At 72.8% G+C, this 13,512-nt stretch carries 13 protein-coding genes; 5 read left to right on the top strand and 8 right to left on the bottom strand.

Annotated features, from left to right (window positions below):
- Positions 1-7 precede the first annotated feature (7 nt).
- Entirely contained in the window at positions 8-529 is a 522-nt protein-coding gene (locus AC4IJH_RS27435; RefSeq protein ID WP_490854569.1) for a DUF1990 domain-containing protein, read from the top strand.
- A gap of 72 nt (positions 530-601) precedes the next feature.
- On the opposite strand, the gene AC4IJH_RS27430 is transcribed toward AC4IJH_RS27435, so the two are convergent.
- Positions 602-1,183 (bottom strand): TetR/AcrR family transcriptional regulator, encoded by a 582-nt coding sequence (locus AC4IJH_RS27430; RefSeq protein WP_490854549.1) that lies wholly within the window; start codon positions 1,181-1,183, stop codon positions 602-604.
- Here AC4IJH_RS27430 and AC4IJH_RS27425 point away from each other — a divergent pair.
- Positions 1,177-1,623, top strand: coding sequence for a dihydrofolate reductase family protein (locus AC4IJH_RS27425; protein ID WP_490854548.1), 447 nt, complete (start codon positions 1,177-1,179; stop codon positions 1,621-1,623). The two genes, AC4IJH_RS27430 and AC4IJH_RS27425, sit on opposite strands and share 7 nt — an antisense overlap.
- Positions 1,624-1,696: 73 nt before the next feature.
- Here AC4IJH_RS27425 and AC4IJH_RS27420 read toward each other — a convergent pair whose 3' ends face one another.
- Complete coding sequence (locus tag AC4IJH_RS27420) at positions 1,697-2,149, bottom strand: MerR family transcriptional regulator (RefSeq protein WP_490854547.1); 453 nt, start codon at positions 2,147-2,149, stop codon at positions 1,697-1,699.
- 59 nt (positions 2,150-2,208) lie between these two features.
- On the opposite strand from AC4IJH_RS27420, the gene AC4IJH_RS27415 reads away from it, so the two are divergent.
- Together AC4IJH_RS27415 and AC4IJH_RS27410 are read left to right on the top strand one after the other, a co-directional pair.
- Positions 2,209-3,204, top strand: coding sequence for an NAD(P)-dependent oxidoreductase (locus AC4IJH_RS27415; RefSeq protein ID WP_490854546.1), 996 nt, complete (start codon positions 2,209-2,211; stop codon positions 3,202-3,204).
- A gap of 131 nt (positions 3,205-3,335) precedes the next feature.
- Positions 3,336-4,607, top strand: coding sequence for a metallophosphoesterase (locus AC4IJH_RS27410; RefSeq protein WP_490854545.1), 1,272 nt, complete (start codon positions 3,336-3,338; stop codon positions 4,605-4,607).
- A 405-nt stretch (positions 4,608-5,012) separates the two neighbouring features.
- Here AC4IJH_RS27410 and AC4IJH_RS27405 read toward each other — a convergent pair whose 3' ends face one another.
- Positions 5,013-6,401: an NADP-dependent succinic semialdehyde dehydrogenase gene (locus tag AC4IJH_RS27405; RefSeq protein WP_490854544.1), complete on the bottom strand. Its 1,389-nt coding sequence runs from the start codon at positions 6,399-6,401 to the stop codon at positions 5,013-5,015.
- A gap of 21 nt (positions 6,402-6,422) precedes the next feature.
- Positions 6,423-6,770, bottom strand: a complete 348-nt coding sequence (locus tag AC4IJH_RS27400; protein ID WP_490854543.1) for a hypothetical protein — start codon at positions 6,768-6,770, stop codon at positions 6,423-6,425.
- Positions 6,771-6,995: 225 nt separating this feature from the next.
- Here AC4IJH_RS27400 and AC4IJH_RS27395 point away from each other — a divergent pair, with 225 nt between their 5' ends.
- Positions 6,996-7,724 carry a L,D-transpeptidase family protein gene (locus tag AC4IJH_RS27395; RefSeq protein ID WP_490854542.1) on the top strand — a complete coding sequence of 243 codons (729 nt, stop codon included), beginning with the start codon at positions 6,996-6,998 and terminating at the stop codon, positions 7,722-7,724.
- Positions 7,725-7,745: 21 nt separating this feature from the next.
- Here the strand turns inward: AC4IJH_RS27395 and AC4IJH_RS27390 are convergent, their stop codons facing one another.
- Genes AC4IJH_RS27390 through AC4IJH_RS27375 form a run of 4 tightly spaced genes read right to left on the bottom strand, consistent with a single transcriptional unit; the run spans position 7,746 to position 13,507 of the window.
- A complete protein-coding gene (locus AC4IJH_RS27390; protein WP_490854541.1) occupies positions 7,746-9,788 on the bottom strand; it encodes an ABC transporter ATP-binding protein in 2,043 nt (680 codons plus the stop codon).
- Positions 9,789-9,798: 10 nt separating this feature from the next.
- Positions 9,799-10,713, bottom strand: a complete 915-nt coding sequence (locus tag AC4IJH_RS27385; protein ID WP_490854540.1) for an ABC transporter permease — start codon at positions 10,711-10,713, stop codon at positions 9,799-9,801.
- A complete protein-coding gene (locus AC4IJH_RS27380) occupies positions 10,710-11,660 on the bottom strand; it encodes an ABC transporter permease (RefSeq protein ID WP_490854539.1) in 951 nt (316 codons plus the stop codon). Before AC4IJH_RS27380 ends, AC4IJH_RS27385 begins: the two co-directional genes overlap by 4 nt.
- Entirely contained in the window at positions 11,657-13,507 is a 1,851-nt protein-coding gene (locus AC4IJH_RS27375) for a peptide ABC transporter substrate-binding protein (RefSeq protein ID WP_490854538.1), read from the bottom strand. The genes AC4IJH_RS27380 and AC4IJH_RS27375 overlap by 4 nt, the downstream gene beginning before the upstream one ends.
- Between the last annotated feature and the right edge of the window lie 5 nt (positions 13,508-13,512).

The raw sequence follows: 13,512 nt of genomic DNA, 5'->3' as shown, positions 1-13,512 counted from the left end.
CGACACCATGACGCACACCTTTCGCACCAGCGGCTTCAACTACCCCGAGGAGGGCGGCACTTCGCGCACCCCGCTGCCCGCCGGGTACAACCACCTGCGCCACGAGACGCGGATCGGCCACGGGCGAGCGGCCTTCGAGGCCGCGGGGAAGGCGGTCACCACCTTCCGGATGCACCACGAGGCGGGCGTCAAGGTGCGGGCGGGCGCGCGGCAGGCCGCGCCGGGGGTGCCCGTGGAGTGCGCGCTGGGCTTCGGGCCGGTGCGGGTGGTCGCGCCGTGCCGGGTGGTGTGGAGCGTGGCCGCCCCCGACCGGATCGGCTTCGCGTACGGGACGCTGGCGGGCCACCCCGAGTGCGGCGAGGAGTCCTTCGTCGTGGATCTGCGGCCGGACGGCTCGGTCTGGTTCACCGTCACCGCCTTCAGCGCCCCCAACCGGTGGTACACCCGGCTGGCCGGTCCGGTGATTCCCGTCATGCAGCGGTGGTACGCCCGGCACTGCGGCCGAACCCTGCGGCGACTGGTGCGCTGAACGAGCGGCGCGGCACCAGCCTGTTCCTCCCGGCGGGGAACGGGCCGGTGCCGAGCCGTCGCATGCGTACGCTCAGGGCGCCACGATGCGCTCGACCGCGGCCGTGATCAGCTGCTCGCGCTCGGCCTCGGAGAACACCTCGGGCAGGGTGAGCTGCTCGACCAGGAGCCAGTTGAAGGCCAGGTACAGCAGCCGGACCGCGGTCGCGTCGCCCGGCAGGCCGGATTCCTCGTGGTAGGCCACATTGGCGTCCACGTCGGCGCGGACCCGCGCGGTCAGCACCTCGCGCAGCTCCGGACGCCCGGTGGCCTCCAGGCGCAGTTCGAGCAGCGCCAGACAGCCGGTCCTGAAGCCCCCGATCCGGCCGACCAGTTCGCGCATCAGCGCCGCGTAGGTCTCCCGGTCACGCTTGGCCGAGCGGTGCCGCGCGATCGTCTCGTCGCCGGGCTGGAGGCGTTCGTAGACGCGGGCGCCCGCCTGTGTGAGCAGGTCGTCGCGGTTGGCGAAGTAGTTGGAGGCGGTGCCGGCGGGCACGGCGGCCTCGGTGTCCACCGCCCGGAAGGTCAGCCCTCTCGCCCCCTCCCGCGCCAGCACCTCGATGGCGGCGTCGACGAGGGCCGCCCTTCGCTCGTCGTTCCTTCGGGCCGTTGACACCCCCCTTCCGCTCCGCCGCGGGCGTGGCGGACGCGCCCGACTCCCATTTCGACACGGTGGTGATGGGCCGCAACACCTACGCGCTGGACCCGGGTGTCACCAGCCCGTACGCACACCTGCGCCAGTACGTGGTCTCCAGCACCCTCCGGGAGAGCCCCGACCCGGCGGTGACCGTGGTCGGCGGCGACCCGCTGGCACTGATCCGCGAGCTCAAGAGGGAGGAGGGCGCGGACGCCAAGGACATCTATCTGTGCGGCGGCGGCCGGCTCGCGAGCGAGCTGCCGCCCGAGATCGACGAACTGGTCGTCAAGAGCTACCCGGTGGTCGCGGGGGACGGAATCCCGGCATTCCACGGGAAGTTCGACCCCACCGTCTTCGCGGTGACCGACCGCGAGGTGTTCGACGGGGGCAACATCGTCACGTGGTTCTCGCGGCGGTAGGGCGGGGCCGGGATGGCGTACGGGATGCCGTTCGGGACGTCGTGCCGGATGCCCTACGTGCGCTGTCAGGGCGCTACGACCGGGTCGTCTTCGGCCGGGTCGTCTTCGGCCGGGTCGTCTTCGGTCGTAGCGTGGCGCCCGCCGCCAGACAGGCCTCCGGGGAGGCGGGGGCGGTGGGCAGGGTGGCGGCGATGATGTCGTCCAGCGCGTCGCGCGCGGCCAGCAGCCCCTCCACCGCCTCCGTCAGGCGCTCCCGCTCGCGGTCCAGGTCGGGGAGCATGCCGGAGCAGGCCGGCACCAGCCGCTCCCCGTCGTCGGTCATGCACGGCATCAACTCGGCGATGGTGGCGGTGTTCAGACCGGCGGCCAGCAGCATGCGGATGCCCCGCACGGTGGTCACGTCCGCCTCCGCGTACTCGCGATAGCCGCTCGGCCGCCGCGACGGATGGAGCAGCCCCTGCTCCTCGTAGTAGCGCAACAGCCGCTCGCTGACCCCGGTCCGCCGGGAGAACTCCCCCATACGCATGTGACGACCACCACGTCCAGTTGACTCTCACATCAGTGTGAGACAGCAGCCTAACCGGCATGACGAACTCGACGAACAACACGGCTGACAGCATCACGGGCGGGGCCACGGGCAGCGCCACGGACACAGTGAACGCGACGAACGGCACGGCGGTCGCGGCGGATCGACCCGACCCCCGGCAGGCGCCCGTCACCCTCATCGGTCTGGGGCCGATGGGGCTGGCGCTGGCCGAGGCGCTCCTGGCGGCCGGTCACCCCACGACCGTGTGGAACCGCTCCGCGCACAAGGCCGACGGGATCGTCGCCAAGGGCGCCCACCGCGCGGCCACCCCGGCCGAGGCCGTCGCGGCGAGCCCGCTGGTGATCGTCTGCCTCAAGGACTACGACACCCTGTACGAGGCCCTGGACCCCGCGGCGGCGGAGCTGTCGGGCCGGGCCGTGGTCAACCTCAACTCCGGCACGCCGCACCAGGCCCACGCGGCGGTCGGCTGGGCGGCCGAGCGCGGTGCCCACTACCTCGACGGGGCGATCATGGTGCCGCCGTACGCCGTCGCACAGCCCGGCTCCGTCTTTCTCTACAGCGGCGACCGGGCCGTCTTCGACACCCACCGGCAGACGCTGGCGGCCCTGGGCGACCCACGCTACCTCGGCGCCGATCCGAGCCTCGCGGTGCTCCACAACGCCGCGCTGCTGGAGCTGATGTACGCGACGATGAACGGGTTCCTGCACGCTACCGCGCTGGTCGGCTCGGCCGGGGTGAAGGCCACCGAGTTCGCCGAGATCGTGGACTGGTTCCTGCCCGCGGTGGTGACCGGCTCCCTCGGCAGCAACGCACCGCACCTCGACACGGCCCACTACCCCGGCGACCTGGGCACCATGGAGATGAATCTGACCGCGCTGGAGCACATCGCGGACACCAGCGCCGAGCAGGGCGTCAACACCGAACTGCCCCACCACTTACGGCAGTTCGCCCGGCGGGCGGTGACCGAGGGGTTCGGCGCGAACAACTACCTGGCCCTGTTCGAGCTGCTGAAGAAGCCCGCGCCGACGCGGTGAAGGTCCGGGTCCGGCCGGGCCGCTGCTCGCCGGCGGGCGGCTTCCGGCCACACCCACTGCTCCCCATACGTGCACAGGCCGTTCATGGCTTCGTCACCAACTGACTGGTCGGTCATGAGAGAAAACCAGCCATGTGCGAGGACGAGTTCATACCGCCGAGGGCGGACCTGACCGAGGAGCAGTGGCTGCGGGAGGCCCCGCCGGCCCCTGCCGACGCGCCCGAACGCACCGCCGGGCCCGGTGCGTTCACCGTCGGGCGGCGTGCGTTGCTGGGCGGGATGGCGGCCGGGGCCGCGCTCGCGGTGCTGCCGTACGGGGCGGGGACGGCGGCCGCAGCGCAGCGCGCCGCCGGCCCCGGCGCCTTCCCGCTGCCCTCCCGGCCCAACGGCGCGGGCGAGTTCGCCGTACTGATCACCGGGGACGCCGGTACAGGCAAGGACGAGCAGTACGCGGTGGCGGCCGCGGCGCGCCAGGTCTGCCGCCGGGAGGGCGTGGGGATGGCTGTCGGGCTCGGCGACAACATCTACGAGAACGGGCCCGAGTCCGACCACGACTCGGAGTTCCAGGAGAAGTTCGAGAAGCCCAACTCCGGTATCGACGTACCGTGGTTGATGCTGCTGGGCAATCACGACTGCTCGGGGCTGATCCCCGGCAGCGGCGGGCATCCGGCGCGCGGGGACCGCGAGGTCGCCTACGCCGCGACCTCGCGCCGGTGGTACATGCCCGCCCGCTACTACAACGTCGCCCTGCCCGCCGGGGCGGCTGAAGGCTCCCGTGGCGCGGCGGGCTCCGGCGACGCGGCAGGCTCCGGCGACGCGCCGCTGGTGGAGTTCTTCGCCCTCGACACCACCCCCGTCTCCTCCTACGTCACGCAGACCGACCCGTACTACCGGTGGGACGGCCCCTACATGCGCGACCAGCGGCGCTGGCTGGAGGGCGCGCTGAAGGCCTCGCGGGCCCGCTGGAAGGTGGTGCTCGGCCACCATCCGTACCTCAACAACGGCAAGCACGGCAGCGCCGGTTCCTACGACGGCTTCGAGATCGGCCACTACACCAGCGGCATCCACCTCAAGGAGCTGTACGAGCAGGTGGTGTGCGGCCGGGCCGATCTGATCCTGTCCGGGCACGACCACACGCTGCAGATCCTGGAGCCCACCGCCCGCACCGGGGGCACCCGCCAGGTGGTGTGCGGCGCCTCCGCCAAGACGGGCGACGGCAAGGCCCACTTCGGGCACCCGGCCGCCTGGCAGGACTTCGCCAGCCACGGCTTCATGCTGCTGAAGGTCTCCGAACGGGCGATGACCCTGGACGCCTACACCGTGGACGTCACCCGCCGCACGGCACGACTTGCGCACCGCACGCGGACGGGGGTGCCGGTGGCGGCGGGGCAGACGGTGGGGTAGAGCCTCGGGGCCGACCGTGGGTGGGGCCGCGAGGCAGGCCGTGGGGTGGTGGCGCCGCGTGACTGCGCCCCATGGCCGGACTCGGACGGGGCCGACGCTCCGAGCTCGGCGGAGCCAGCGACCGGGGACGCGCCATTCTGCCCAGCCGGGCGCTCCGGCGCGACCGTCGCTGGGGCCTCACGGCCCCCGGTGGGACAAAGTGCGCAGGTTAGGACACCGGCCTATCGTGAGCACATGGCCGCTTTCCGGCCACTGGGGCGCGGAGCCGCGCGGCTCGGGCAAGGCCCTGTGGTGCGAGTTCGTCGTGCCGGACGAGCGGTGAAGGCGCAGTACGTGGGGGCCGGGTACGTGGGGCCGGGTACGTGGGGGCCGGGCGATGGCAGCCCGGCCCCGTGGGATGCCGGGTTACGCCCCGTACCAGACCGTCGTGGCGTTGCAGAACTCGCGGATGCCGTGTCCGGCCAGCTCGCGGCCGTAGCCGGAGCGCTTGACGCCGCCGAAGGGCATGCCGGGGTGCGAGGCCGTCATGCCGTTGAAGAAGACCCCGCCGGCCTCCAAGTCCCGTACCAGGCGCTGCTGTTCGCCCTCGTCGCGGGTCCAGGCGTTGGAGCTGAGGCCGAAGGGCGTGTCGTTGGCGAGCGCGATCGCCTCGTCCAGGTCGGCCACGCGGTAGAGGGTGGCGACCGGGCCGAAGGTCTCCTCGCGGTGGATGCGCATCTCCTCGGTGATGCCGGTGAGCACCGTCGGCTCGTAGAACCAGCCCGCCGTCCCGGGCGGGCGCCTACCGCCGCACAGCGCGCTCGCGCCGCGCCGGGTGGCGTCGTCGACGAGTTGCTCCAGGTCGGAGCGGCCCTGTTCGCTGGCGAGCGGCCCGATGTCGGTGGACTGCGCCATCGGGTCGCCGACTGTGAGGGCGGCCATCCGCTCGGTGAAGGCCGCGGCGAACTCGTCGTGGACGTCGGTGTGCACGATGAAGCGCTTGGCGGCGATGCAGGACTGTCCGTTGTTCTGTACGCGCGCGGTGACGGCCGTGCGGACCGCCTTGTCCAGGTCGGCGGAGGGCAGCACCACGTACGGGTCGCTGCCGCCCAGTTCGAGCACCGTCTTCTTGATCTCGTCGCCCGCGACCGCGGCGACCGACCGCCCCGCGGGCTCGCTGCCGGTGAGCGTGGCGGCGGCCACCCGGCCATCGCGCAGAATCCCCTCGACGGCGTCGGAGCCGATCAGCAGCGTCTGGAAGCAGCCCTCGGGGTAGCCCGCCCTGCGGAAGAGGTCCTCCAGGTACAGCGCGGTCTGCGGCACGTTCGAGGCGTGCTTGAGCAGCCCCACGTTGCCCGCCATCAGGGCCGGGGCGGCGAAGCGGATCACCTGCCACAGGGGGAAGTTCCACGGCATGACGGCCAGTACGGGGCCCAGCGGCCGGTAGCGGACGAAGGCGCGGGCGCCTCCGGAGTCCGCGACGTCGGCCTCGGCCGGGTACTCGTCGGCGAGCAGGCGCTCGGCGTGCTCGGCGTACCAGCGCATGGCCTTGACGCACTTGGCGGCCTCCGCGCGGGCCGCGGTCAGCGGCTTGCCCATCTCGGTGGTCATGGTGCGGGCGATGTCGTCCTGGTCGGCCTCCAGCAGGTCGGCGGCCGTGCGCAGCAGGGCGGCCCGCCGCCCGAAGTCGGTGGTGCGGTGGGCGCGGAACGCCTCCTGGGCCTTGACCAGCCGGTCCTCGATCTCACCGACGTTGAGCGCGTCGAAGGTCTTGAGGGTCTCGCCGGTGGCCGGATTGACCGTGGCGATGGCCATGGGGGGTGCCTCCTTGTCCTGTCAGGTGAGCGGGCGGGGCGCCGGGGACGGGTCGGGTACGGGGTCGGGGCCCGGCGGGCGCGGTACGGGGTCCGGCAGCACCGGGTCGATCGGCCCCGGCGGGCGCGGGTCGGGGCCCGGCACCGGCGGCTGCGGGTCCGGCGGCGGGCCGGGCGGCGTCGGATCGGGCCGCGGGCCCGGCGGCGCGGGGTCGGGCGGGGGCGCGGGGGGTGTGGGCCCGATCGGCGGTTCGCCGGGCCCGGGGGGCGGGGTCGGCCGCGGTGGCTCCGGATCGCGGTCCAGGGCGGCAAAGAGCCTCACCGCCCGGTCGTCCGGCTCGTCACGGTGCGTGTGCGGTTGCCGTTGCACGGTTGGCCTCCTGGTTCGAACGAAGGTGGTCCTTCGGCCCCCGTACCCGAGTCTGGGCCGTCTATCGCCCCGACGCACGGCGGATTGTCCGCCGAATTGCCCAGGACGTCCTGCCCTCCCGCGCTCCCGACGGCCCCTCCGCGGCACCTCGGCCGGAGCGGACGAGGGGTGGTTTTACCGGAACGGACGGGGGCGGACGGGCCCGCCCGCCCCTACATTTCCCCCATGGCTCTGAAGACGCTCGCTTCGGCGGCCACCGTGGCCGTCCTCGTCCTGACCGCCTCCCCAGCCCTCCCCGCCACCGTCTCCCCCGCCGATACCTCCGCCGTCCCGCTGCCCGCCCGGATGGCCGACACCGGCGGCGGCAGCCAGCTCATCACCGCCCAGGCCCCCGGCGTACGGTCCACCACGGGCACCGTGACCTGGTGGCAGCGGCGCAACGGCCGCTGGTACCAGGCCGGTTCGGCCCCGGCCCGCTTCGGGGCGAAGGGCCTGGCCGAGGGCCGTACCCGCGAGCAGGGCACCCACACCACGCCCACCGGCCTGTACGACCTGCCGTACGCCTTCGGCAACGCCAAGGCCCCGGCCGGCACCCGCACCCCCTACCGCGCGATCCGCCCCACGTCCTGGTGGTGCCAGGACAACGGCTCCGCCTCCTACAACCGGTGGGTGGACCCGCTGCCGCGGGACTGCGCGGCGCAGGAGTCCGAGCGCCTGGCCGACTACCGCACGCAGTACGGCCGGGCGATGGTCATCGGCTTCAACTACCACCACCGGGTGCGCGGCCGCGGCGCCGGGATCTTCCTGCATGTCAACGGGCGGGGTGCGACGGCCGGCTGTGTGTCCGTACCGGCCGGTGCGATGGCCCGCATCCTGTCCTGGGCCAGGCCCTCCCAGCGCCCGCACATCGCGATCGGCACGGACTCGGGCCCGACCGCGATAACCCGCTACTGAGCCCCGCCGCGCACGGCCCGCTCACCCCAGCGGGAAGTGGCAGGCCACGAGGTGGCCCGGCGCCGTCCCCTTCCCCGCCGGGGGCTCCTGCTCGGCGCAGACCGCGCGGGCCACCGGGCAGCGCGTACGGAAGCGGCAGCCGGAGGGCGGGTCGACGGCGGAGGGCGGCTCGCCGCCCAGGGGCTGTTCGGCGGCGGTGAGCAGGGCGCGGGTGTACGGGTGCAGGGGGCGGGCGAAGACCTCGGCGGCCGGGCCGCTCTCCACGAGCTCGCCCAGGTACATCACTCCCACGGTGTCCGCGAGATAGCGCACCACCTCCAGGTCGTGGGAGATGAAGAGGTAGCTCAGGCCCTTCTCGCGCTGCAGGTCGCGCATGAGGTTGAGGATCTGTGCCTGTACGGACACGTCGAGGGCGGAGACGGGTTCGTCGGCGACCACCAGGTCGGGGGAGAGCGCCAGTGCGCGGGCCAGCCCCAGGCGCTGGCGCTGGCCGCCGGAGAACTCGTGCGGATAGCGGTCGGCGGCGGTGCGCGGCAACCCGACGTCGTCGAGCAACTCCCCTACCCGTACGTCCTGTTCGGCCCGGCCGCCGATGCCCTGGATGGCCAGCGGCTCGCGCAGGACGGCGCCGACGCGCATCCGCGGGTCCATGGAGGCGTAGGAGTCCTGGAACATCAGCTGGACCCTGCGGCGGTGCGCGCGCAGTTCGCCGCGGGCCAGGGAGGCGATGTCGCGGCCCGCGAAGCGGACGCTGCCGCCGGTGGGCGCCTCCAGCCCGACGGCCAGCCGCCCCAGCGTGGACTTTCCGCTGCCGGACTCCCCCACGACACCGAAGGTCTCCCCGCGCCGCACGGTCAGGGTGACTCCGCACACGGCGCTGATGCGGTGCGCGCGGCGCCGGGCGAACGGGCCGCCGTGCAGCGGGTAGGACTTGGAGACCATGGAGAGTTCGAGCAACGCCTCGCCGCCGGGCGGGAGTTCGGGGGGCGGCTCGGCCCGGGTGACGTCGGCGGCCGCACCGGATGCGGGCTCCGCGGGGTGGAAGCAGGCGAAGGCGTGCCCGTACCCGGCACCCGGCTGCGGGCCCTCGGCAGCCAACTCCGGCTCCCCCGCACCCAGTTCCGGCTCCTCGGCGTGGCACCGGTCGGTCGCGAAGCCGCAGCGCGGTGCGAAGGGGCAGCCCACGGCGCGCCGGTCCAGGGACGGCGGCAGTCCGGGGATGGTGGCCAGCGGCCTGCCGGTTCCGGCCGCGCGGTCGGGGAGGGCGGCGAAGAGGGCCTGGGTGTAGCGGTGCCGCGGGGCGGCGAACAGGGCACGCACACCGGCGCGTTCGGCCACCTTGCCGCCGTACATCACCGCGACCCGGTCCACCCGCCGGGCGATGACGTCCAGGTCGTGGCTGACCAGGATCATCGCCATGCCCAGGCGGGCCCGCAGCTCGTCGATCAGCTCCAGGATCTGGGCCTGGGTGGTGACGTCCAGCGCGGTGGTCGGCTCGTCCGCGATGAGCAGGCGGGGCTCGCAGACCAGGGCCATGGCGATCGCCACGCGCTGGCGCATACCGCCGCTGAGCTGGTGCGGATAGCTGCGCATCCGCTCGGCGGGGCGGGGCATGCCCACCAGCTTCAGGGTCTGCTCGGCCTTCTCCCACGCCTGCGCTCTGGACAACTCGCTGTGCAGCAGGAGGGGTTCGGCGACCTGTGCGCCGATGGTCATGGTGGGGTTGAGGGAGGTGAGCGGGTCCTGGAAGACCATGCCGACGGTGTTGCCGCGGACGGTGCGCAGCACCGGCTCGGGGGCGGTGGCCAGGTCCCTGCCGTCGTACAGGATGCGGCCGCCGGTGATCTTCCCTCCGCTGGGCAGCAGCCCGAGGACGGACAGCGCGGTCATGGTCTTGCCGCAGCCGGACTCGCCGACGATGCCCAGCGCCTCGCCCGGCGCGAGGTCGAGCGAGATCCCGTCCAGGGCGTGCACGGTGCGGCCCCGTCCGGCGATCTCGACGCGCAGGTCCTGGATGCGCAGGAGCGTATCCGCGCCGGGCGGCGGGGCGGTGGTGAGTGTCATGCCGCGGGCCTCAGTTCTTCTTCAGTCGTACGTCGAAGGCGTCCCGCAGGCCGTCGCCGATGAAGTTGAAGGCGGCGACGACCAGGACGATGGCGATGCCCGGCGGGAAGATCAGCCACCAGTAGCCGACCTGGGTGTAGGAGATGCCGGAGGAGAGCATGGAGCCCCAGTCGGCGGCGGGCGGCGGGACGGACAGGCCCAGGAAGGACAGGTAGGCGACATAGAGGATGGCGTCGGCGATTTGAAAAGTGGCGTTGACGGCGACGGTGCCCATCGCGTTGGGGACGATGTGCCGCAGCACGGCCCGTCCGGAGCCGCCGCCCATCAGCCGCATGGCGTGGATGTAGTCGCGGCTGCGCAGCGCCAGGGCCTCGCCGCGGATGAGGCGGGCCGGGGAGAGCCAGGCGACGGAGGCGATGATGAGGATGAGGACGGGTTTGCTGGGGGTGACGATCGCGGCGACGACCACGAGGAGGAACAGGGCGGGGACGGCCAGCGCGGCGTCGGTGATACGCATCATGACGGCGTCCACCCACCCGCCGAAGTAGCCCGCGACGGCCCCGTACAGGGTGCCGAACAGCGTCGCCAACAGCCCTGCCGCCAGGCCGACTTCGAGAGAGGTGCGGCCGCCGTGCATCAGCCGCCCGAGCATGTCGTAGCCCAGGTCGGTGGTGCCCAGCGGGTGCCCGGGAGTGCCGGGCGGCAGGTTGGCCCGGGTCAGGTCGGTGTGCACCTGGTCGGTGGGGTGCAGCAGCGGCCCCACAAAGCACAGGGCGATCAGGGCCAGCAGGAGGACGGCGCCGGCCAGGGCGAGCTTGTTGCGGGCGAAGACGGCCAGGGTACGGCGGGCCAGGCCCGGCGTGGCGGGGGCCGCGCCGGCTCCGGGGGCGCCCGGACCGTCGGCGGGCGCGGGGACGGCACTCACGTCACGCTCCGGATGCGCGGGTCGAGGAGGGCGTAGGCGATGTCGGTGAGCAGCGAGCCGAGGACGGTGGCGACGCCGACGATCAGGGTGACGCCGAGCAGGACGGGGAAGTCCGAGCCCTGTGCGGCATTCCAGAACAGCAGCCCCATTCCCGGGTAGTTGAACATCGACTCGACCACGAGGGTGCCGCTGAAGAGGGTGGGCAGATACAGGCCGAGCAGGGTGGCCAGGGGGATGAGCGCGTTGCGCAGCACGTGCCGGGCCATGATGCGGGCGCCGGACTGCCCTTTGGCGCGCGCGGTGCGGACGTAGTCCTCGCCGAGGTTGTCCAGGACGGCGGAGCGCATATAGCGGCTGAAGGCGGCGATGATGCCGAGAGCGGTGGTGACCACCGGCAGGACGAGCGCGGGCAGGTCGGCCAGCAGCCCGGCCGCGGAGTCGGCCTGTGGCGCCTCGGCGGGGAAGATCTGCAGCTGCTGGCTGAAGAGCAGGATCAGGACCAGACCGAGGAAGAAGACGGGGGTGGCGTAGGCGAGGAAGGCGGCGCCGGTCAGCAGGTAGTCGGAGACCTTGCCGCGGCGCAGGGCCTGGAGGATGCCCAGGGGTACGGCGAGGAGCGCGGCCAGTGCGATGGCGAGCCCGGCCAGCAGCGCGGTCTTGGGCAGCCGCTCGCCCAGCAGGGCGGCGACGGACTGGTTGAGCTTGTAGGACTGGCCCAGGTCGCCGGTGAGCAGCCGGCCCAGGTACATCGCGTACTGCTGGGGCAGTGAACGGTCGTATCCCTGCTGGTGGTTGAAGTGCGCGAGCGCCTCGGGTCCCGCCTTGGGCCCGAGGATGGCGCGGGCGGGGCCGCCGGGCAGCAGATGGAGCAGGACGAAGACGATGACGGAGACCAGCAGCAGGACGACGACGGCCTGGCCGAGGCGTTTGAGGAGGAAGCGGATCACCGGCCCGGTCCCCCCTTCCCCGAAGTGGCCGGCCCGGTCGCGGACTTCTTCACGAAGTACCAGTCCTGCGGGGCGAGGGTGAGCGTCGGGTTCTGGTCGATGCCGCGCAGGTCGTTGCGGATGACGGAGACCTGGTAGGCGGGGTTGGGGGTCCACAGGACGGGCAGTTGGCGGGCGACGGTGCGGGCGTAGTCGCGCAGGGCGGTGGGGTCGTCCGAGTAGGCGGTGGCCCGGATGAGCCGGTCCGTCTCCGGGTCCGACCAGTTGCCCATGTTGGAGGGGCCGCCGGTGGCGAAGAGCTTCTCGCCGCTGGGGTCCGGCGGGAAGTACCAGCTGCCCTGGGTACCGAAGAAGCCCATCTCCCAGGCGGAGCAGACCGGTTCGCTCTCCTCGCAGGGCACGGTGGTGCCCAGGACGGTGTTCAGCGGCTGCTGCCGGATGTCCAGGGCGATGCCCGCCTTGCCGAAGGAGGACTTGATCTCCTGCATGGTGTTGGAGCTCTCGGTGGAGCCGGACTGGGACAGCAGCGAGAGCCGCAGCTCCCTGCCCTCGGGGATGCCCGCGCCGCATGCGCCCCGGCCGCTGCCCGGCCTGGTGCAGCGCAGCGTGCCCTCCCGCTCCGACCAGCCGTGCGCGGCCAGCAGCCGCCGGGCCCGCCCGGGGTCGTACGGGAAGACCTCGCCGTCCATGAGCCCGGCGGGGACCGGGCCCAGGGTGGGGGCCGCGCTGCCGTGCCAGATCACCTCGGAGATCGACTTCTGGTCGATGAGGTGCTGCAGGGCCTGGCGCAGATAGCTCTGCCTCAGCAGCGGCCCCGCCGTGGGGTGGTGGAAGTTCAGGACGAGATAGGTGATCGCCCAGCCCTCCCACGGGTCGATGCGGTAGCCCAGCTCCTTGAAGCGGGCGGACTGGGCCATGACGGACGGCGGGATGTAGCCGTAGTCGACGCCGCCCGCCCGCAGCACGTTGAACTCGGAGTCGGCGGTGGTGAAGGGCTTGAGGACGACGCGGTCCAGGTGAGGTCTGTCGGGGCCCTTGTAGTGCCGGTTCGGTACGAGCGAGACCTGGCCCGAGGTGGTCCACCGCTCGATCGTCCAGGGGCCGTTGACGGTCTTCCACAGGGGGTCGGTGGCGAACGTCGAGAGCTGTCCGGCGTGCCGGGTCAGCCGCGCGAAGACCTTCCTGGGGTCCTCGTCGCCGGGGTCCCAGGCGTGCTTGGGCAGGGCGGTGAAGCTCTCCAGCTCATTGGCGGTGAACCACGCCGGGTTGTACGAGCGGGTCAGCCGCAGCCGGAAGGTGTGGTCGTCGACGACCTCGAAGGCACTCACGTCGTCGGGCATCAGTCCGGGTGAATAGCCCGCCCACTCCTGCTTGTTGTGCCGGATCAGCTCGAACCAGAACTTCACGTCGCGGGTGGTGACGGGCTTCCCGTCGGACCACTGGTAGCCGCTCTTGAGCGTGATGGTGACGGTGCGGTTGCCCTCGCCGAAGCGCGGCTGCCCGGCGAGGTTGCGCGGGCTGTCCATGGTCAGCCGGGAGTCGCCCTTCCCTGCCTTCTCGGGCGTGTACAGCGGCAGGAACAGCAGGTTCTGAATGGCCTTGTTGTACGTCGCCAGATAGCCGGGCGCACCGATCGGGAAGATCCAGTTGGGGGTGGCGGCGGGCGGCAGCGCCATGGTCGCCGTACCGCCCCGGACGGGGGTGCCGCCACGGGGGCCGACATCGGTGACGGCGGCGGACGTGGGGCCGCAGCCCGCCGGCAGTACGGCGATCAGGGCGACGGACAGGGCCGTATGCAGCGCTCTCACCGCGGCCGGGACGGTCAGCGGCCCGCGTATTCGTGGCATGCGCA

The sequence above is a fragment of the Streptomyces sp. UF-297 genome (genome assembly GCF_058245575.1).
The sequence above is the reverse complement of the archived record's forward strand: the minus strand, read 5'-3'. Positions and strand labels throughout refer to the sequence as shown.